Origin of the sequence: Sphingomonas sp. NIBR02145 (genome assembly GCF_027359115.1) — a bacterium.
In the GTDB taxonomy this organism is placed as follows: Bacteria; Pseudomonadota; Alphaproteobacteria; order Sphingomonadales; family Sphingomonadaceae; genus Sphingomonas; species Sphingomonas kyeonggiensis_A.
In genome coordinates this window covers 4,591,902-4,611,248 of sequence record NZ_CP114791.1, presented here as the reverse complement: position 1 = coordinate 4,611,248, position 19,347 = coordinate 4,591,902, and the positions used below count along the sequence as shown (strand labels likewise).

Genomic DNA, 19,347 nt, shown 5'->3' with positions numbered 1-19,347 from the left:
TAGAGACGGGCAAAGGATAGCGCAATGATTCACGCCTTCTTCCTGTCCTTGGGCCAGCTGTTCGACCGGCCGATACTGGCGGTCTTCGTGAAATCGGTGCTGTTGACCCTGGTCCTGTTCGCCGCGGCGAGCGTCGGCCTGTGGTTCGGCATGCACGCGCTGGCCGACTGGATCGCCGGATGGATGGGCGGCTGGAGCGGATCGGACGCCTTTGCCGATATCGGCACGATCGTGCTGGTGGTCTTCTTCCACTGGCTGATGTTCCGCGCGATCGCCGTCGCCGTGATCGGCGTCTTCGCCGACGAAGTCGTCGCCGCGGTCGAGAAGAAGCATTATCCCGGCGCGCATGCCCAGGCGATCGACGTGCCGCTCGGTCGTTCGATCGCGATGGGCCTCGGCTCGGCGGTGCGGCTGATCGCGACCAACCTGCTGCTCTCGCCGCTCTACCTGATCCTGCTGGTCACCGGCGTGGGCACCGCGCTCGCCTTCTTCCTGGTGAATAGCTGGCTGCTCGGCCGCGACCTGGGCGACATGGTCGCCGCCCGCCACATGCCGCGCGGCGACCTGCGCCTCTGGCGCGGGCGAACCAGCATGAGCCGCTTCGCGCTCGGCGCCGTGGGCACCGGGCTTCTGCTCGTCCCGATCCTGAACCTGGTCGCCCCGGTGCTGGGAGCCGCGATGGCCACCCACGCATTTCACCGCGGGAGGCGGGCATCATGAAGAAACTCATCCTTATCACCACCCTGGCGCTGGGCGCGTGCGGCGAAGGCGGCGTAATCCCGCCGCCGCGCGCCGGCTATGTGCCGGTGCCGAGCGCCCGGCCGACGCCGAGCACCGCGCCGATGCCGGCCAACCTCGCGGCGATCCAGGGCGCCACCGCCCCGCGCCTGATCGCCCGCTTCGGCAAGCCCCAGCTCGACGTCAGCGAGGGCACCGCCCGCAAGCTGCAATTCTCCGGGCCGATCTGCGTGCTCGACACCTATCTCTACCCGCAGAGCCGCGGCGAGCCGGTGGTCACCCATGTCGATGCCCGCCAGCGCGACGGCCGCCCGATCGACGAAGCCAGCTGCGTCGCGGCGCTTAGCGGAGCGCGGGCGCGGTGACTTCAAAAGCCCCTCCCCTTCAGGGGAGGGGTTTGGGGTGGGGCAGTGTCTCACCGAGAGCATCGCCCGCGGATAGCCCCCACCCCAACCCCTCCCCTGAAGGAGAGGGGCTTAGTTTCCCCAAGGCCCATTCCGCCGCTTCGCGCACCGTCTCGTCGGCATCCCCCAGCAACGCCCGCACCGGCGCGACCAGCGCGGCATCCCCGCTGTTCCCCGCCGCGATCAGGCAGTTGCGCATCATCCGGTTGCGCCCGATCCGCTTGATCGGCGAGCCCGAGAAGACCTCGCGGAACCCCGCGTCGTCCAGCGCCAGCAGGTCCGCGAGCGCCGGCGCGGTCAGCTCGGCGCGCGAGGTGAAGGCCAGGTTGGCCTGCGCCGCATGGGCGAACTTGTTCCACGGGCACACCGCCAGGCAATCGTCGCAGCCATAGATGCGGTTGCCGATGCCTTCGCGGAATTCCTCCGGGATCGGCCCCTTGTGCTCGATCGTCAGGTACGAGATGCAGCGCCGCGCATCGAGCGTGTAGGGCGCCGGAAAGGCGTCGGTCGGGCATGCCGTCTGGCACGCGTCGCAGCTGCCGCAGGTGGTTCGCACCGGCCCATCGGGTTCCAGCTCCAAAGTGGTGTAGATAGCGCCCAGGAACAGCCAGCTTCCATGCGAACGGCTCACCAGATTGGTATGCTTCCCCTGCCACCCCAACCCCGCCGCTTCCGCAAGGGGTTTCTCCATCACCGGCGCGGTGTCGACGAACACCTTGAGCTCGGCCCCCGGCGCCTCGGCGACCAGCCAGCGCCCCAGCTCCTTGAGCCGGCGCTTCATCACATCGTGATAGTCCTGCCCCTGGGCATAGGTGGAGATCCGCCCGATCCCGCCATGCCCGGCCAGCGCCAGCGGATCGCGCGCCGGGGCATAGCTCATGCCGAGCGAGATCACCGACTTCACTTCCGGCCACAATCCGGCCGGCCGCTCGCGGTGATGCGCGCGCTCCTCCATCCACAGCATCGAGCCGTGGCGCCCCTCCTCCAGCCATTGCCGCAGCCGCTCGGCGGTCTTCGGCGCGGCATCGGCGCGCGCGATCCCGCAGGCCCCGAACCCGATTTCCTCGGCTTTGGCCTTTATTAGGGCTTCAAGTGGCTTGTGCGTTTCCACGCGGACCCGCTACCACCAAAGCCACAACGGAGGGACTCTCATTTGACGAGCGAATTGGCCGTAAGCGCCCGGGGGCTGGTCAAATATTTCGGGGATCGTCGCGTCGTCGACGGAGTCGACATCGCCGTGCCCAAGGGCCTCGTCTATGGCGTGCTCGGCCCGAACGGCGCCGGCAAGACCACGACGCTGCGCATGCTGCTCGGTATCATCGAGCCCGACCAGGGCCAGCGCTCGATGCTCGGCTACAGCCATCCGCGCGACGCCAGCGACCTGGTCGGCTATCTCCCCGAGGAGCGCGGCCTCTATCCCAACATGAAGTGCCGCGAGGCGATCGCCTTCATGGGCGCCCTGCGCGGCCTGCCCTGGGCGACCGGGCGCAAGCGCGCCGACACGCTGATGGACAATGCCGGCCTCGGCCATGCCAAGGACGAGAAGATCCGCAAGCTCTCCAAGGGCATGGCCCAGCTCGTCCAGCTGCTCGGCTCGGTGGTCCACGAGCCCGACCTGCTCGTCCTCGACGAACCTTTTTCCGGTCTCGATCCGGTCAACCAGGAAAAGCTCGAAAAGCTGATCCGCGCCGAGCGCGATCGCGGCGCGACCATCCTGTTCTCGACGCACGTCATGGCCCATGCCGAGCGCCTCTGCGACCATCTCTCGATCATCGCCGGCGGCAAGGTCCGCTTCGAAGGCACGGTCAACCAGGCCCGGGCGATGCTGCCGATGAAGGCGCACTACACCCCGCACCACAATGTCGAGGGCGCCGCCAGCCTGCTCCCCGCCGATGCCTTCCGCGAAGGCGATGGCTGGCGCTTCACCCTGCCGGAAAGCGGGATCGAGGCGCTGCTCGTCAAGCTGATCGACGGCGGCTACGGCGTATCCGGCCTGGCGATCGAGCGGCCCGGCCTGCACGACGCGTTCGTCAGGATCGTCGGCGCCGATGCCCTCAAGGACGAGGAGGAAGCGGCATGAGCAAGTTCGCGCGCATGCTGCGCCAGGCGTTCACCGTCGCCCGCCGCGATTTCACCGCAACCGTCTTCACTCCCACCTTCCTGCTCTTCCTGCTCGCGCCGGTGCTGATGATCGGCTTCGGCGCGGTCGGCGGGATCGGCGCCCAGTCGATCGTCGGCGACGATTCGCAGATGAAGATGGTGGTGATCGCCCCGCCCGCCCAGGCGCCAACCCTGATCGAGACCGACCAGCAGCTCCGCAGCCTCTTTCCCAAGAAGAGCGAGCTCGCCCCGCCGCCGCTGACGATCGAGGCGCCCACCGCCGATCCGGCGGCCCAGGCCCGCGCCTATTTCGACAGCGACAAGTTCGATGCCGCCGCCGTGCTCTACGGCCCGCTCGACAAGCCCGAGATCCTCTACGCCCGTCGCGGCTGGACCGAGGCGCAGTACCTCACCCAGCTCGCCGAGCAGAGCCTGCGCGCGCAGAAGCTCGGCAAGGCCGAACCGATCGCCACCGTCACCCAGACGGTCGTCCAGCGCGGCCAGGGCTCGCCCACCGGGCGCGGCCAGGCCGCCTCGATCGGTGTGTTCGCGATCTTCTTCCTCACCCTGTTCCTCTCGGGCCAGGCCGTCGGCACCATGGCCGAGGAGCGCTCGAACAAGGTGATCGAGATCCTCGCCGCGGCGGTGCCGCTCGAAAGCGTGTTCTTCGGCAAGCTGATCGGCATGTTCGGCGCCGCCGTGCTGTTCGTGCTGTTCTGGGCGACTGTCCTCATCAACGCGACCCGGCTGCTCCCGCCCGAAGTCGCCGGCAGCTTCCCCAGCCTGATCGCCGCGATCGGCGCGCCGACCTACGCGTTCCTGTTCATCGCCTATTTCACCATGTCCTACATGCTGCTCGGCGCCACCTTCCTCAGCATCGGCGCGCTCACCTCCACCCAGCGCGAACTGCAGATGCTGTCGCTGCCGATCACCATCTTCCAGATGATGATGTTCGGCCTGGCGCTCGCCGCCGCGAATCGTCCGGGCAACTGGGTCGAGACCGTGGCGCAGATCTTCCCGTTCAGCTCACCCTTCACGATGATCGGACTGGCCGGCAGCTCGCCGGTGCTCTGGCCGCATCTGCTCGCGCTCGCCTGGCAGGCGCTGTGGGTTGCGATTATCATCACCGTCGGCGCCCGCCTGTTTCGCCGCGGCGTGCTCAAGTCGGGCAGCCCCAAGCGCCGCTCGAAGATCGAGGCGACGGCGTAGCAAGCTGCAAATCCCCCTCCCTGAAAGGGAGGGGTTAGGGGTGGGTCGATGACCGCGATACGGCCAGCGCATCGCGCAAGGCTTCCGTATCGCCAGGCACCCACCCCCGCCCCTCCCTTTCAGGGAGGGGAGTGTCGCACCCCCTATCACCTCTCACTATTGACACTTCTGTCAATTAGGTATTCCCTCTCCGAAAAGGCAGGAGAGGCAGCATGGCTACGCTTGCGACGGAAACCGCGGCACCCGGCAGCATGAGCGTCGATCCGCTCGACGTCAGCCGCCCCGAGCTCTACCGCGACGACACCTGGCACGAGCCCTTCCGCGAGCTGCGTGCCCGCGGCGGCATCCATTATACCGAGCAGAGCGCCTTCGGCCCCTTCTGGTCGATCACCACCTACAAGCCGCTGGTGCAGGTCGAGTCGCTGCCCGACATCTTCTCGTCCGAGGCCGGCGGCATCACCATCGCCGACATGGCGGAGGGTGACATCAAGATGCCGATGTTCATCGCGATGGACCGGCCCAAGCACACCGACCAGCGCCGCACCGTCGCCCCCGCCTTCACGCCGAGCGAGATGGTGCGGATGACCGACAATATCCGGATGCGCACTGCCGAAATCCTCGATTCGCTGCCGGTGGGCCAGGAATTCGACTGGGTCGACCGGGTCTCGATCGAGCTGACCACCCAGATGCTCGCGCTGCTGTTCGACTTCCCCTGGGAAGAGCGCCGCAAGCTCACCTACTGGTCCGACTGGGCCGGCGATATCGAGATCGCCAAGGATCCGGTCCGCAAGGAGGAGCGCCGCCAGATCCTGTTCGAATGCGCCGCCTATTTCGGCAATCTCTGGCAGGGCAAGGTCGGCAAGGAGCCGACCCCCGACCTGATCTCGATGATGATCCATTCGGACGCGATGAATCACATGGACCAGATGGAGTTCCTCGGAAACCTCATCCTGTTGATCGTCGGCGGCAACGACACCACGCGCAATTCGATGAGCGCCTATGCCTGGGGGCTCAACCAGTTCCCCGAGGAGCGCGCCAAGCTCGAGGCCAATCCCGGCCTGATCGGCAATGCCACGCAGGAGATCATCCGCTGGCAGACCCCGCTCTCGCACATGCGCCGCACCGCGACCCAGGATACCGAGCTCGACGGCCACAAGATCCGCGAGGGCGACAAGCTCGGCCTCTGGTACATCTCGGCCAATCGCGACGAGAGCGTCTTCGCGGATGCCGACAGCATCATCGTCGACCGCGAAAATGCCCGCCGCCACCTCGCCTTCGGCCACGGCATCCACCGCTGCGTCGGCGCCCGCCTGGCCGAGTTGCAGATCGGCGTGCTGATGGAGGAAATGGCGAAGCGCCGCCTGCGCGTGAACGTAACCGGCGAACCCGAGCGCGTCGCCGCCTGCTTCGTCCACGGCTACAAGAAGATGGCGGTGGAGCTGAGCCACTATTGAGCCATTGTCGTCATCCCGGCGAAAGCCGGGATCTCAGGCGAAGGCGCGATACGGCACGAGATCCCGGCTTTCGCCGGGATGACGATGTGGGGCTGGACGCGGGCCCACGCCCTCCCCACATCCCTTCCATGGAAACCAACCGCCGCAGCTTCCTCACGATCGCCGGCCTCGGCGCCCTGACCGCAGCCTGTGGCGGAACGCCCGCAGAGGCGGCGCAGAAATTCCCGTTCACGCTCAGCGATGCCGAATGGCGCAAGCGGCTCAGCCCCGCCGCCTATCGCGTGCTCCGCCAGGGCGCGACCGAATACGCCTATTCCAGCCCGCTCAACAAGGAACACCGCGCCGGCACCTTCACCTGCGCCGGCTGCGCGCTGCCCTTGTTCAGCTCGACGACCAAGTTCGACAGCGGCACCGGCTGGCCGAGCTTCTGGCAGCCGCTACCCAACGCGGTGGTCACCCGCGGTGATAACACGCTCGGCATGAGCCGCACCGAGGTCCTCTGCCGCCGCTGCGGCGGGCATCTCGGCCATGTCTTCGACGACGGCCCCCGCCCCACCGGCAAGCGCTACTGCATGAACGGCGTCGCGCTCGCATTCGTGGCAAAGGGGTAGCCCCTTCTATTCTCCTCCCTGGAAGGGAGGGGAGTAAAAACGAAAAAGCCCGGCAGTGCCGGGCTTTTCCAATTCCGATCCTCACCGACCAGATCAGCCCGCGTCGGGCATCTCGTTCTTGGCGTCGGCGATCACGTCGCTCATGTCGAGGTCGAGCGACGGCTTGAAGTCGTCTTCGTCGAAGTCGCGCGGCGCGCCGCCCGAATAGATGAAGCCGTTGACCGGATAGACCGAGGTGCCGAGGCCGCCGACCGGCGCGAACCAAACTTTCACTTCGCTCCAGTCGCCCGCTGCCGACACGTCCACGGCGCGGACGTTACGCTCGATGCCGCCGGCGCGCGACCAGTTGGCATGGGTGAGCAGGACTTCGCGGTCGCTGACGATCTGGCTGACCATCGCGACATGGCCGAGCGGCATCTTGCCGGTGCGCTGGAACGACATCACCGCGCCGACCTTCGGGGCTTCGCCGCGCTGGTAGCGGCCGGCGGCCTGGCTCCACCAGGTCCAGGCGTTGCCGTGGATGTTCACGCCCGAGATCTCACGGGCATAGGGCGCGCACTGCCAGAAGGTACGGCCCTTGGCCGAAGCCGCCTGCGGGGCGGCCATCATCAGGGTGCAAACAGCCATCAGCGCAAAACGCGCTGCGAGAACACGGAAATTCATGGACCCCCCGGTCAGGAAGCAGTCAGATGTTGAGTGCGACTGACCAGATCATAGGACGTAAGTATAGGCCTGCGGTTCACCGATCCGACGAACCGTTGCGACGAGCCGATGACTTGCAGATGAACGGCGATTCCGGGGGAACTTTGCCCCTGTCCGCGCCCCTCCATGCCCCGCAGCAGCGAAGGCCGCCCCGTCCAGCCTCCGTACGAACCCCGATCCGGATACGTCCCGAATGGGCAATATCCTGTCGCAAGGCCATCAGGTGGCGTGGTTTTCCACAAGCGCCCCTTCGGTTCATCGCATCGATGTTGCGCTGCGGAATCACTTGGTCTCCTATAATGAACAGGGGACGACGGCAGGTTAAGCAGCCCGTTAACCATAAGGGCGCATGATCTGCTTTGGAGGGTCACGATTGGGGTGGGAGTTTTGAACGATGGGAGCACGAGCTAAACCGGCAGAAGGCGCGATGACGCTGGCCGAAATGAAGGAATTCGCGGGTTTCAGCGCCGCCACGCAGCGCTACATCCGCCGCTCGCTCGATATCGGGCTCGAGCGGGAAGACGCGATGCTCCGCTGGTCGCGCGACGTGGTCGAAGCCGCCAGCATCCGCGCCCAGGCCCATATCTATGAGCGCCTCCAGGAAGTCCGCGCGCTGATCCCCGACGACAGCGACCTCGATTCGATCGAGCCGTTCCTGTCGCCGCTGATCGCGATCGCCGCGTTCGACCTCAGCCAGGGCCGCCTCACCAGCTTCTCGGCCTTCCGCTTCCTCTACGAGCGGCTGATCGGCGCCGAAGTGCGCCCCTGGCTGCCCTCGGCCTTCTGCGCCGCCGCCGCCCTGCCGCACCTCCACCCGGACCTGCGCCGCAAGCTGCTCCAGTCGATCAGCGAAGCCGCCGCAACCGCCTCGGGCTGGTCGAACCGCCAGCCGAGCTTCTACCCGGCCTGGGTGGAGAAGGTGGACTCGGCCGCGCTGCCGAACTGATTCCGGATTCCCCTCCCTTCCAGGGAGGGGCGTTACCGGCAGGCCCGCCACCCCATCTCGCCGCGCTCGGCCTCGTCGAGATGCAGGTGATCGCGGTGCGCCGCGTTATAGTCCGGCGAGAGCACCGTCGAGAACAGCTTGCACGCCCCGCTGCGCACCTCGCGCAGGAACGCCGCCTTCTCGCCGCCCTCGCCCCAGTCCTTGAGCACGCTGATCCGCGTCCCGTCCGCCAGCCGGAACCCCGCCACGTCGAGCGCATCCGCCGTCGCATGCTCGCTCCAGTCGCCCGCGCTGCGCCCGTACATCCGCCGGCACGAATAGCTGCCGAGATGCTCGATCTGCGCCACCTGCACCCCGAAATGCTTCTGCGCCGCCGGCTGGACGATCTCCCATTCCCACAGCGACAGCGCCGCCGCGACCGGGCAGGAAGTGCCGAGATTGGCCGGGCTCATCGCGATCCCGCGCGAGCCGCCCGGCGTCAATCGCACGCCGTCGCCATAGCCGCAGGCAGGATCGCTCCCCTTCACTTCGGGCAGCGCGGTGTAGCGCACGCCCGCCGAGCGCAACAGCACCCGGCATTCGGCATAATCGTCGCTTAGCCCCGCCAGCTTGCGTCCGGTGAACACCCCGATCGGCTGGCTCAGGTCGAGCCGCGTCCAGGGCAGGTCCTGCGGCCGCCCGCGCAGCACCGCCCAGCCGAGGAACAGCCCGAACAGCAGCAGCGCCGCCAGGATCGTCCAGCCGATCGCCCGGCGCAACCGCCTCAAATGCGAACCGCGTCTTCCAGCCGCTGCGATGTGACCGGATAGCCGAGGTCGTCGGGGATGCAGAGCCGCCGCTCGCCGTCCCGCTCCTCGATCCACGGCGTCACAGTGCGGATCGGATGCGCCCGCGCGTCGGCCACCGCTTCGTCGTAGCTCGCGTACAGCGCCAGCCGGTCGAGGTTGCGCCGGGTCGGGAAGATGATGTGCGCCTCGCCCCGGTCCGCCGCGTCGAGCACCGCCCGGGCGCTCGCCCAGAACACCCGGACATTCTCGTTGCCGTCGACCAAAGGCTCGGCACCCTTCGGCGCCCGCGCCAGATAGAAGCGCGTGTCGAACACCTTGTGGTGCACCCCCGCCGGCAGCCAGCGCGAGAAGGGCACCAGCGCGTCGAGGTCGAGCGCCGCGCCCGCCTCGTCAAGCAATTCCCCCATCGCCTCGCCGGCATAGAGCCGGTCGCGCAGCGCCAGCATGTCGCCCGCCGGCGCCAGCCCGACCGCGACGCCGGCTTCCTCCAGCGTCTCGCGGATCGCCCCGATCCGCGCGGCATTCTCGTCGACATCCCCCGCATGCAGCGCCGCCAGCGCGAAATCGCCCGGATCGACCCGCCCGCCGGGAAACACCAGCGCCCCGCCGGCAAACGACATCGCCGCCGCCCGCTCGACCATCAGCAGCTCGGGCGGCCCGTGCTCGGCCTCGCGCATCACGATCACGGTCGCCGCGGGAATCGCCTGTTCGTCGGTCATGGGGGAGAGTTTAGGGCGCGCTGGCGCAAATTACATCGTCATGCTGAACTTGTTTCAGCATCCAACCCACCCCCAGCGATACCGCCCGTGGAAAGTTGGACCCTGAAACAAGTTCAGGGTGACGGAGCTACCAGCCCGCCACCTTCAACCGCACCTTCACCACCATGTCCGACGACGTGATGAACAGCGTCTTCCCATCCTCGCCGAAGCAGCAATTCGCCGCCGCCTTGCCGGTGGAGATCACGCCCAGCTTCCTGCCGTCGGGTGCGATCACCCAGATCCCGCCCGGCCCGCTGGCGAACAGATGGCCGCTCTTCGCCACCTTCATCCCGTCGGGCAGCCCCGGCAGCTTCCTGGCCACCTCGGCCGAGAAATCGAAGAACGGCACCAGCTCGGTGCTCGCCGAGCCATCCGCCGCCAGCTCGCAGGTGAAGATCTTCGCCGCATCGGGATCGGACTGGCTCACATAGAGCCGGTCGAATCCCGGCGAGATGCCGATCCCGTTCGGCCGCTTCAGGCTCTTGTCGATCAGCGACACGTCGCTGCCGTCCGCATTCACCCGGTAGACCCCGTTGAACGCCAGCTGCTTGAGCGGCGATTCATCGCCTTCGCTCAGGCCATAGGGCGGATCGGTGAAATAGATGATCCCGTCCCGCCCGATCACCAGATCGTTGCAGCTGTTGAACTTCTTCCCCTCATATTCGCCCGTGACGATCGTCTTCTTCTTCGTCGCCAGGTCGACCCGCGCGATCGCCCGGGTGCCCGAATCGGCCATCAGCAGCGCGCCCGTGCCGTCCAGGATCATCCCGTTCGATCCCGCCTCGCGCACCCCCGCCGGGATCGGTCCGGCCAGCCCCGAAGGCTTGAGGAACGGCTTCGCGCCCTCCCCCGCCTTCCAGCGATAGGCGATGTTCATCGGCACGTCGGAGAAGAGCAGATAGCCGCCCTTCTTCACCCACACCGGCCCCTCGGCCCATTTGAACCCGCTCGCGACAACCTCGATCGGACTGTCCACATCGATCAGCGCGTCGAGCCCCGGATCGAGCCGGGTGATGCGCCCGACCGCCTGGCCCAGCGCCACACCGGGCAGGAAAGGCAAGGCAGCCATGCCGGCCAGCAGGCTGCGGCGGGTCGTCTCGATCATCATTCTACTCCGTCACGCGAGCTGAATTGCCCGCCCCTCGCGCGCCGATCGATAGATCGCCTCGATCAGCCGCATGTCGCGCAAGCCTTCCTCGCCCGACGCCCGCAGGGGTATGCCGCTGAGCACGCTTTCCGCAAGATGATCGAGCTGCGCGACGAACTGGTTCTTGGCGGGCGGCGGCAGCATGACCTGCTCGGTCTTGCCGTTCGCCCGCGCCCACATCTGGTGCCCCTCATAGGATGTGGCCGGCTCCATCCCCACCCAGCCCTTGGTCCCGCTCACCCGGAAGGCGTTATGGCCGGAGGAATAGCTCGACACGCAATTGGCGATCACGCCCGAGGGGAAGCGCATCTGCCAGTCGATCCGATCCTCGACATTCTTGAAGCGCGGGTCGCTGCGGTCGGTGAACTCCATCGCGCTGACCGCCACCGGCTCCTCGCCGGCCAGGTAGCGCGCCGCGTTCAGGCTGTAGATGCCGATGTCCATCATCGATCCGCCGCCGGAGAAGGGCCGGTCGAGCCGCCACTGGTTGGGCTGGGCATAGAAGCCATGCTCGGCGGTGATCAGCGTCGGCCGCCCGATGAACCCGGTCTTCACCAGCTCGACCGCGCGGAGGTTGTACGGCTCGAAATGGCAGCGATAGCCGATCATCAGCTTGCGCTTGGCCTTGTTCGCCGCCGCGATCATCGCCTCGGCCTCGGCCGCTGAGACCGCCATCGGCTTCTCGCACAGCACATGCTTGCCGGCCTGGCTGGCGCGGATCGAATATTCCGCATGCAGGCTGTTGGGCAGCACGACATAGACCAGGTCGATGTCGGGATTGTCCTTGATCCGGTCGTAGCTCTTGTAGTCGTACCAGTGCGTTCTGGGCACGCCGTACTGCGCGCCGAACTTCTCGAGCTTGGCCGGCGTGCCGCTCACCAGCGCCTTCAGCTCGGCGAACTCGCAATCCTTGATCCGCGGCAGGATCTGGTTGGTCGCGTAATTGCCCAGGCCGACGATCGCATAGCCCAGCTTGCGCTTGCCCTGCGCCCAGGCCGGCAGGCCCGCCACGCCCGTAATCAGCCCCGCGCCGATGCCACCCAGCACCGTGCGCCGCGTTCCCATGGTCGTCATTGCCCGGTTCCCTCTCCGATTGGCGATTGCCCAAGCCCCGTCGCCGGCACGTCATCCGCCGGTCGCTCCGCGTTAGCGCTATCATGGATGGTGGGAGGCGCCTAGGCAGCTACGACTTTGGTCGCATGGGGGCCCGATCTCCAAATCCTCCCCCGGAGGGGGAGGGGGACCAGCGAAGCTGGTGGAGGGGGCCTGCCACGAGCGATATCGCCTGAGGCGTTCCCTCTCCACCACCGCCTGCGGCGGCGGTCCCCCTCTCCCCCCGGGAGAGGATTTGATACTTACCCAAATATCCCCCGGAACCGCGCATGCAGCCGCGCATGCGTCTCGCCCGCCCGCGCCAGCAGCCCGGCATCCGCCACCGCTTCCCGCAAATCCGGCGCCCGCAGCGCGGAGGGGTCGATCGGCGCCTCGACCATTACCGCCAGCCGCGGCCCATAGACCCGCGGCGCCGCGCACAGCGCATCATAGTCCAGGAAGAATTGCCGCTCCTGCACCGCCGCCGGCGCCGCCAGCAGCGCGCGGTGCACCGCGTCCCACAGCCTCAGCCAGTAATCGACATGGCCGGCATCCTCGCCCGGCTCGGGCGCGCCGTCGAAGCGGAAGGGCCGCTGGTCGGCGCCGAACTCGTGATGCCCCAGCCAGCTCATGAACCGGCGCCGGAACGGGTCCTCCGCCGCCAGCGCCACCGCGCGCCGGTGCTGAGTCAGGAGCGACAGCGCCTGTTGCAACGGTTCGCGGAACGGATGGAGCAGAACCGCGTCGGGGAAGCTGCTCGCCAGCCCCTCCAGCCGCAGGATATTGTTATTGTTCTTAGACAGATAGCGCGTGCCACCCTGGCTCAGCAGCACCAGACGGATATAGTCCCGGAACGCAGCAAGCGTCTCCTTTTCGGGCGCGATCGGCAGCAGTTCGCCCCGCTTCAGGTAGCGATTGCCCTCGAACGCGCGCCAGAAAACCTCCTCGATCGCCTCCGGGCTATCGAGATCATGGGTCAAACCGTCGCCATGGCCGCGTTCCCGGGCCTCGACATGCCGCTTGCCGCCCAGCCGCGCCCAGCTGTTGGGCGCAAGTGGAAACGGAAGTTGGCGATAGGCCGGGGCGGCAAAGTCGCCGCCCGCATGCAGCAGCCGGGTCAGGATCGAGGTTCCGGCGCGCGCCAGCCCGGCGATGAACACCGGACGATGAATCTCCAGCGCTTTCAGCTGCTTGCCATGGAGTGCCCGCTCGATGTCGAACGTCGCTTCGAGCAGTGCGGGCGAGCCCAGGGCGATGCGGTGGAGGAGCTTGTCAGCGCGCCCGTACACGGCGAACCTGCCAGCGCAGCGCCGCATAGCCGAGGGTGAGCGGCATCAGTGCCAACTTCGACGTCCAGTCCGTCCGGAAGGCGTCAACTTCGGACAGCAAGGCGTTCAGGGCGAGCAGACCCAGAAGCGGCGAAGCGGTCGCCACCAGCAGGCCGCCGGCACGGACCGAGTGCATGAACATCCGCCCCGAAAGGATACGCAGCGCCCGCTCCTTGCCCCATTCGGAAACGCCCCTCCTGGCAAGCAGCCGCATGGCATGCTGGCTGCAGGCGGCAAGCTCCTGAAAAGCCGGGACAAGCGGCAGGGCGCGGGCCAGTTCGAGCACCGCGATGATGGCTAGGAAGGCGAGGATCACCGGGCGCGCCCGCGGATGCGGCGGACCAGCCGCTTGACCGGGTACCAGACGACCGAGACGATCGCGAGCAGGATCGAGCCGATCAGCCCGAAGGCAACGCCGATCGCGCCCAGGCCAAGTCCGGGGCCGGTATAGGCCTGGGCGGCCAGCGGTGCCGTAAGGGCGAGCGCAAGCGACAGGAAACGAAGGGTTTTTATGAGCATTTTGCAGTCACCGTAGCTTGAATGGCCGGGCCATCGGTGGTGGGATCGAGGTAGCGCGCCCAGCTAAGGGCCATGCGCCGCTCGGCGGAATCGGCGGAGATGTACCGCCAGCGAAGGTCGCCCCCGGGGGACATGCGGACGAGGCGGCCCTGCTCGGTCTCCTCGATCATCGCATCGCCGCCCGGCAGCGGCGTGCCGCGGCCCTGGGCGCGCGTGGCGATCCGGTTGGCGGCGAAGCCGCGCTCCCAGGGCGAGCTGGTGTCGCCGCTCGAAAGATCGTGGACCAGCAAGCGGTTATGCCCGTTCACCCGCTCGTCGGGATAGCCCATCAGCGTGTTGTTATCGAACACCGAGATGCGGTGGTCGTCGAGGATGCTCACGTCATGCTGGAAGCGCCACGGGCCGATCTTCCACCACAGGATCCTGCCGGTCTCGGGCCGGTAGAGCGCGATCAGCGAGAGGTTGCGCAGGCTCAGGAACAGGTCGCCCTTCTTCCAGAAGCGTCCGTCCGCCATCGCTGGCTGGATGTCGTTGAGATGGAAGGGATCCTGCACATAGGGACGCCCCCGCCACAGCCGGGCGAGGCCGTTGCGCTCGAGAATCTCGGCGATGCGGTCGACCTGCAGCAGCGCGCCCTCGGGCGAGACCTTGGCGACGCTGTCGTCCCAGAAATCGGCCTTCACCCCGGGCTCGCGCGGCACCGGGTAGCGATAGGGCACCCAGAGGTTGCCGTCCGGCCCCTGCTCGGTCGAATGGGTGAAGATGCCGTCCAGCGACCAGAGCAGCTTGCCGCAGGCGTCGTAGCGGGCGAGCGGCGAGCTGTCGTGCAGCACCAGGCTGCCGTCGGCGAGCAGCAGCGGGTGCATCAGCCGGTTGCGCGCGGCGTCCTTGTCGCGGTGCACATCGGTGAGTTCGGAGGCGAATTTCGACCGTGCATTGGCCGCGTCCACATCAGGCACGAAAGTGTGCACGGCCTGCCCGTCGGAGAGGCGCAGGAGCTGGACGATCGAGCGTTTGCGCTTGGGATCGAAGGGCGAGATCAGTGCATAGCCGCTGTCGGTGAAGCCCGGATCGCGGGTGAAACCGCCCGGCAGCTTCTCGTAGCTGCCGCCGAAATAGGGTGCAGGGCTCTTGAACATGCCCTTGATCGTGTCGGGCACCCGCGCCACCGCGATCGCCGCCCGCCCGACCGCGCCCGACTTCTCCCAGCCATCGACGATCGCGCCCATGCCGATCGCCGCAAGCGGCAAGAGCAGCAGTACCAGGACGAGGCTCCACAGCGGCACCGGTCGCGCCAGCGCGCGCTCGAGCACATTGGTCTCGCCCTTGATTTCAATGTCTAAACTTCGATCCTGCCCCATGAACCCTCACAGCATGTGAAGGAGTTCGACGGGATCGATGTCGGGGTGATTTCGCTTCTTCGCAGAAACGTTTCCGGTCTGTGGCCGTACTAGACGGGCAGCGTCACCACCGCGGAAAGTCCGCCCTCTTCGCGGTTGCGCACGGTCAGGTCGCCGCCATGCGCGCGGGCGACGGCGCGGGCGCTGGCCAGCCCCAGCCCGATCCCGCCGGTATCCCGGTTGCGCGAGCGCTCTCCGCGGAAAAAGGGCTCGAACACGCGGTCCAGATCCTCGGGCGCGACGCCCGGGCCGTCGTCGCGCACCTCGATCACCGCCTGGCCGTCGGCCTGCCCCAGCGACACCTCGGCGCTGCCGGCGTATTTGATCGCGTTGGTGACAAGATTGTTGAGCATCGCCTTGAGCGCGGGGGAATTCCCCTCCACCACCACCGGCTCGCCCGGCGTCAGCGTCACCGGTTCGCCGCGGTCGCTCATGTCGTCGGTTACCGTCTCGGCGAGCGAGCGCAGGTCGAGCGGCTTGCGGACCCCCTGCTTGGTTGTGTCGCGCAGATAGGAGAGCGTCGCGGAGATCATCGCCTCCATGTCGCGGATATCGCCCTCGCAGGCCCTGCGCAGGTCGTCGGGCGCCGCCTCAAGCCGCAGCCCCAGCCGCATCAGCGGCGTACGCAAATCATGCGCGACGGCACCGACCACGGTCGCGCGATCATCGACATAGCGGTTGAGCCGCGCCTGCATCCGGTTGAACGCGGCGGCGGCATCGGCGATCTCGGTGGGCCCGTCGATCGCGATCGGCGCGGCGCGCGGGTCGCGGCCCAGCCGCTCGGCGGCGGCGGCAAAGGCGCCGATCGGCTTGGCGATCCGGTGCGCCAGCGCCCAGGCGAAGGGCGCCACGGCCGCCGCCGAGACGATCAGCCACCACAGCACGAACCAGCGCCACGGCTCGAACGCCGAGCCGGTGGTGACAGTGACCCACTGGCCATCCGCCCCGCGATAGCCGGCGGTGAAGTCCCCCGTGATGATGACGTCGCGCGCCGATTGCACCGTGGCCGGCGGCACCGGGCGCGGCACGCTGGCCCGGTCATAGGTCTTCTCGCGCGTCAGGATCGGGGTCGGGAAGCTGATGAGAACGCGCTCGACCGGCACGTTCATCGCCTTGGCCATGGCGATCTCGGTACGTTCGCCACGCGGGTTCCAGGGCTGCTCGATAAAGTGATCGGACTTGGAGACCGAGAAATCGTCGTCGATCAGCTTGTTCTGCAACGCATCGACCGCCTGGCCGACCGTGTAGAGCTTGGCCGTCGGAGTCTGCACCGCGATCAGCAGGGCGAAATTCATCAGCTGCGTCACCGCGACGCAGACAACCATCAGCGCGAAGATCCGCAGGAACAGCGGCGATCCCGCCGCCCTGCCGCGCAATGTCACGCGCGCACGACCTTCGGCACGAACAGATAGCCTTCGTTGCGGACGGTGCGGATGATCTCGTCCCCGCCCGAGCGCAGCTTGCGGCGCAGGCGGCTGACCTGCACGTCGATCGCACGGTCATAGGCGTCGGAATCCGGCCCGCGCGCCGCGGCAAGCAGCGCCTCGCGGCTCAGCACCCGGCGCGGCCGCTCGATGAACACGCGCAGCACCGCGAACTCGCCATCGGTCAAGCCGACGAGCACGCCGTTCGGATCGAACAGCTCATGGCTGCCCAGGTCGATCCGCCAGCCCTCGAAGGTATAGACGTCGCCGCTCTCGCTGGTGACGACCGCGCCGCGCTTGCGCAGCGCCGCGCGCACCGTGGCGAGGATCTCGCGCGGGCTGCACGGCTTGGGCAGATAGTGTCCGGCGCCGACCTCGAGGCCGAGGATGCGGTCCTGCTCCTCGCCGAGCGCGCTCAGGAAGATGATCTCGGGCCCGTCGGTGCGGGCGATGCGGCGGCAGGCCGAAAGCCCGTCCTCGCCCGGCATCATCACGTCGAGGATCACGAGATCGACCGGCGTGCGCGCCAGGATCTGGTCCATGTCGCGGGTGCTGGAAGCCGTCTCGACGCGGTAGCCGCGCGAGCCGAGGCTGTTCGCCAGCAGCATGCGGATGTCACGGTCGTCGTCTACGACGAGCAGGGTCGCCGAATCGTCCTGAGGAGTCGCGGTAGCAAGCATGTTGCGGCTTCTACGACAAATTGCGTCCGGGATGTTGCGCGAAATTGTAACAAGATTTACCCGAGCCGTGTTTCGATCGGAACGCCCCGCTTCAGGGTGAGCGTAACCGGCGTCTTTTCCGCGATTTCGGCAAGACGGGCATTCTGCTCGGCATCGGTTCCGGTGATCGTCAGCACGCGCTCGATGTTGAGCGTCTCGCCCTGTCCGTGGAGGAACAGCGCGACGTCGATCTCCTCGACCGTCCAGCCCTTGCGCTCGGCATACATGCGCAAAGTGATCGCGGTGCAGGCAGCCAGCGAGCCCAGCAGCAGCTCATAGGGCGCCGGCCCGGTGTCACCGCCGCCGCGCGCCTCCGGCTCGTCGGCGGTGAGCGCGTGCGTGCCGAAATCGATGGCGGTGGCATAGGGCGCGCCGCGCCCGATCTTTGCATGAGCCTGGGTCATGGGCAGGAGACTAGCGGCTCTGCGAGGCCGCACAATGCCCATACGGGTGAGGCGCTCCCGCTGAACCATCTCCCCTGCCCCCAAAACCGTCATCCCCGCGCTGGCGGGGATCCAGAGTCAAAGGCGCTGTCCTTCCCGGCTCTGGATCCCTGCCTGCGCGGGGATGACAAATAAAGGGAGCGTCAGCTCTTCTGCCAGCCGCCACCCAATGCGCGGAACAGGTCGACCTGCGTCTCGGCGATGAACGCATCGGCCTGGGCCAGCGCCGCCTCGGCATCCGCGAACGTCCGTTCGGCATCGAGCAGCGCCAGCGAGTCGATATCGCCTTCGCGCTGGCGGGCCCGGGCGATGTTGACCGCCGCTTCCGCTTCGTTGCGCGCCGCCTGAAGCGCGGTGCGCCGCTCGAGTGCATGGCCATAGGCTGAAAGCGCCGTCTCGGTTTCCTGCAGCGCGTTGAGCACGGTGCCGTCAAAGGTGGCGAGCGCGACCTTGGCATCGGCCTCGGCACCCGCGACCCGCGCACGCGCCGGACCCGGGTTCACCGCCCAGTTGAGCAGCCCGCCGACCAGCCAGCGCAGCGGCCCCGCGCCGAACACGTCGCCGAAATCGGTGCCGGTCGAGCCGCCCGAAGCGCCGAGCGTGATGCGCGGATAGAGGTCCGCGGTCGCCACGCCGATCCGCGCGGTGGCGGCGGCAAGGCGACGCTCGGCGGCGCGGATGTCCGGACGACGCGCCAGCAGCGCGGCACCGTCGCCAACCGGGATCGGCTGGCTGAGGCGCAGCGTGGTGTTGCGCTCGCCCACCACCGCCGGCAGCTCGGCCGGGGTGCGGCCGGTCAGCGTGGCAAGCCGGAACAGCGCCGCATCGCGGGCCGCCTTGAGCGCCGGCACATCGGCCTCGCGCTGGTTGCGCAGCGCGCCGATCCGGGCGGTATCGAGCCGGGTCGCGAGGCCGACACCACGGCGGCGTTCGGTCAGTTCGATCGACTGGTCGAGCAGCTGGACGATATGCTCGGCCACGCCCAGCCGCTCGGCCGAGGAGGTGGCATCGGCATAGGCGCGCGCCGTCTCGGCGGCGACGATCACGCGCACCGCATCGGCGTCCGCCTCGGCAGCACCGACATCGCCGCGCGCCGCTTCGGTGCCGCGGCTCAGCCGACCGAACAGATCGGCCTCATAGCTGACGCTCAGCCCGGCATCGATCTGCCAGTCGTTGAGCGGTGCGGCAGGCTGGCGCTGGCCCTCAGGCAGGCGGCCATAATTGGCGCCGGCGCCCAGGGTCGCCTGGGGCAGCTGATTGGCCTTGGCCCCGCGCAGGGTCGCACGGGCCTTCTCGATCCGGGCCACGGCGACGCGGATATCGGTGTTGGCGGCGAGCGCGTCGGAAACGAGCTGGTCGAGCACCGGGTCGTTATAGAGCCGCCACCAGTCGCCCTGGACGGGCGCGACGGTGACTGCGGGATTGGCCGCGACGAAATTGCCCGCGGCGGTCTGCGGCGGCGTCGGCGCGACATAATTCGGACCGGCGGCGCAGGCGGCGAGCGCCAGTGCCGAAGCGGTTGCGAGGAAAATACGATAGGTCATTTTCATTCCTCCGCCTGCTCC

The 19,347-nt window shown here is 67.9% G+C and carries 21 protein-coding genes; 7 read left to right on the top strand and 14 right to left on the bottom strand.

The features are described from left to right. The first annotated feature begins 24 nt into the window (after nucleotides 1–24). Both O3305_RS21170 and O3305_RS21165 read left to right on the top strand, forming a co-directional pair. Nucleotides 25–720 carry an EI24 domain-containing protein gene (locus tag O3305_RS21170; protein ID WP_269574303.1) on the top strand — a complete coding sequence of 232 codons (696 nt, stop codon included), beginning with the start codon at nucleotides 25–27 and terminating at the stop codon, nucleotides 718–720. Further along, nucleotides 717–1,103, top strand: coding sequence for a hypothetical protein (locus O3305_RS21165; protein ID WP_269574302.1), 387 nt, complete (start codon nucleotides 717–719; stop codon nucleotides 1,101–1,103). The genes O3305_RS21170 and O3305_RS21165 overlap by 4 nt, the downstream gene beginning before the upstream one ends. A gap of 19 nt (nucleotides 1,104–1,122) precedes the next feature. Here the strand turns inward: O3305_RS21165 and queG are convergent, their stop codons facing one another. Further along, nucleotides 1,123–2,253 carry a tRNA epoxyqueuosine(34) reductase QueG gene (gene queG / locus O3305_RS21160; RefSeq protein WP_269574301.1) on the bottom strand — a complete coding sequence of 377 codons (1,131 nt, stop codon included), beginning with the start codon at nucleotides 2,251–2,253 and terminating at the stop codon, nucleotides 1,123–1,125. A gap of 42 nt (nucleotides 2,254–2,295) precedes the next feature. Here queG and O3305_RS21155 point away from each other — a divergent pair, with 42 nt between their 5' ends. The 4 genes from O3305_RS21155 to msrB all read left to right on the top strand — a co-directional run bounded on the left by O3305_RS21155 (nucleotide 2,296) and on the right by msrB (nucleotide 6,516). Then, complete coding sequence (locus O3305_RS21155; RefSeq protein WP_269574300.1) at nucleotides 2,296–3,222, top strand: ABC transporter ATP-binding protein; 927 nt, start codon at nucleotides 2,296–2,298, stop codon at nucleotides 3,220–3,222. Further along, nucleotides 3,219–4,451, top strand: a complete 1,233-nt coding sequence (locus O3305_RS21150) for an ABC transporter permease (RefSeq protein WP_269574299.1) — start codon at nucleotides 3,219–3,221, stop codon at nucleotides 4,449–4,451. Before O3305_RS21155 ends, O3305_RS21150 begins: the two co-directional genes overlap by 4 nt. Before the next feature lie 212 nt (nucleotides 4,452–4,663). Then, nucleotides 4,664–5,905 (top strand): cytochrome P450, encoded by a 1,242-nt coding sequence (locus tag O3305_RS21145; RefSeq protein WP_269574298.1) that lies wholly within the window; start codon nucleotides 4,664–4,666, stop codon nucleotides 5,903–5,905. Between the two features lie 128 nt (nucleotides 5,906–6,033). After that, on the top strand, nucleotides 6,034–6,516 hold the full coding sequence (gene msrB / locus O3305_RS21140; protein ID WP_269574297.1) for a peptide-methionine (R)-S-oxide reductase MsrB: 483 nt from the start codon (nucleotides 6,034–6,036) through the stop codon (nucleotides 6,514–6,516). 93 nt (nucleotides 6,517–6,609) lie between these two features. On the opposite strand, the gene O3305_RS21135 is transcribed toward msrB, so the two are convergent. Then, complete coding sequence (locus O3305_RS21135) at nucleotides 6,610–7,179, bottom strand: CHAP domain-containing protein (protein ID WP_269574296.1); 570 nt, start codon at nucleotides 7,177–7,179, stop codon at nucleotides 6,610–6,612. A 433-nt stretch (nucleotides 7,180–7,612) separates the two neighbouring features. Between O3305_RS21135 and O3305_RS21130 the strand changes: the two genes are divergently transcribed. Then, the gene (locus O3305_RS21130) at nucleotides 7,613–8,164 is read left to right on the top strand and encodes a hypothetical protein (protein ID WP_269574295.1); all 552 of its coding nucleotides are present in this window, start codon (nucleotides 7,613–7,615) and stop codon (nucleotides 8,162–8,164) included. Nucleotides 8,165–8,196: 32 nt separating this feature from the next. Here the strand turns inward: O3305_RS21130 and O3305_RS21125 are convergent, their stop codons facing one another. From O3305_RS21125 to O3305_RS21070, 12 genes are all read right to left on the bottom strand, one after another. Continuing rightward, nucleotides 8,197–8,931 carry an extensin-like domain-containing protein gene (locus O3305_RS21125; protein WP_502958159.1) on the bottom strand — a complete coding sequence of 245 codons (735 nt, stop codon included), beginning with the start codon at nucleotides 8,929–8,931 and terminating at the stop codon, nucleotides 8,197–8,199. After that, complete coding sequence (locus tag O3305_RS21120) at nucleotides 8,928–9,671, bottom strand: NUDIX hydrolase (RefSeq protein WP_269574293.1); 744 nt, start codon at nucleotides 9,669–9,671, stop codon at nucleotides 8,928–8,930. Before O3305_RS21120 ends, O3305_RS21125 begins: the two co-directional genes overlap by 4 nt. 127 nt (nucleotides 9,672–9,798) lie before the next feature. Next, nucleotides 9,799–10,815 carry an SMP-30/gluconolactonase/LRE family protein gene (locus O3305_RS21115; protein WP_269574292.1) on the bottom strand — a complete coding sequence of 339 codons (1,017 nt, stop codon included), beginning with the start codon at nucleotides 10,813–10,815 and terminating at the stop codon, nucleotides 9,799–9,801. A gap of 12 nt (nucleotides 10,816–10,827) precedes the next feature. After that, nucleotides 10,828–11,922, bottom strand: coding sequence for a Gfo/Idh/MocA family protein (locus O3305_RS21110; protein WP_269576578.1), 1,095 nt, complete (start codon nucleotides 11,920–11,922; stop codon nucleotides 10,828–10,830). 290 nt (nucleotides 11,923–12,212) lie between these two features. After that, complete coding sequence (locus O3305_RS21105) at nucleotides 12,213–13,238, bottom strand: sulfotransferase (protein ID WP_269574291.1); 1,026 nt, start codon at nucleotides 13,236–13,238, stop codon at nucleotides 12,213–12,215. Beyond that, nucleotides 13,222–13,593 (bottom strand): hypothetical protein, encoded by a 372-nt coding sequence (locus O3305_RS21100; protein WP_269574290.1) that lies wholly within the window; start codon nucleotides 13,591–13,593, stop codon nucleotides 13,222–13,224. The genes O3305_RS21105 and O3305_RS21100 overlap by 17 nt, the downstream gene beginning before the upstream one ends. Next, a complete protein-coding gene (locus O3305_RS21095) occupies nucleotides 13,590–13,796 on the bottom strand; it encodes a hypothetical protein (protein WP_269574289.1) in 207 nt (68 codons plus the stop codon). The genes O3305_RS21100 and O3305_RS21095 overlap by 4 nt, the downstream gene beginning before the upstream one ends. Then, nucleotides 13,787–15,157, bottom strand: coding sequence for an arylsulfotransferase family protein (locus O3305_RS21090; protein WP_269574288.1), 1,371 nt, complete (start codon nucleotides 15,155–15,157; stop codon nucleotides 13,787–13,789). The genes O3305_RS21095 and O3305_RS21090 overlap by 10 nt, the downstream gene beginning before the upstream one ends. Nucleotides 15,158–15,246: 89 nt before the next feature. Beyond that, nucleotides 15,247–16,578, bottom strand: coding sequence for a sensor histidine kinase (locus tag O3305_RS21085; RefSeq protein WP_269574287.1), 1,332 nt, complete (start codon nucleotides 16,576–16,578; stop codon nucleotides 15,247–15,249). Continuing rightward, nucleotides 16,575–17,300, bottom strand: coding sequence for a response regulator (locus O3305_RS21080; RefSeq protein ID WP_184170282.1), 726 nt, complete (start codon nucleotides 17,298–17,300; stop codon nucleotides 16,575–16,577). The genes O3305_RS21085 and O3305_RS21080 overlap by 4 nt, the downstream gene beginning before the upstream one ends. A 56-nt stretch (nucleotides 17,301–17,356) precedes the next feature. Then, nucleotides 17,357–17,743, bottom strand: a complete 387-nt coding sequence (locus O3305_RS21075) for an OsmC family protein (RefSeq protein WP_269574286.1) — start codon at nucleotides 17,741–17,743, stop codon at nucleotides 17,357–17,359. A gap of 182 nt (nucleotides 17,744–17,925) precedes the next feature. After that, nucleotides 17,926–19,332: an efflux transporter outer membrane subunit gene (locus tag O3305_RS21070; RefSeq protein WP_502958157.1), complete on the bottom strand. Its 1,407-nt coding sequence runs from the start codon at nucleotides 19,330–19,332 to the stop codon at nucleotides 17,926–17,928. Between the last annotated feature and the right edge of the window lie 15 nt (nucleotides 19,333–19,347).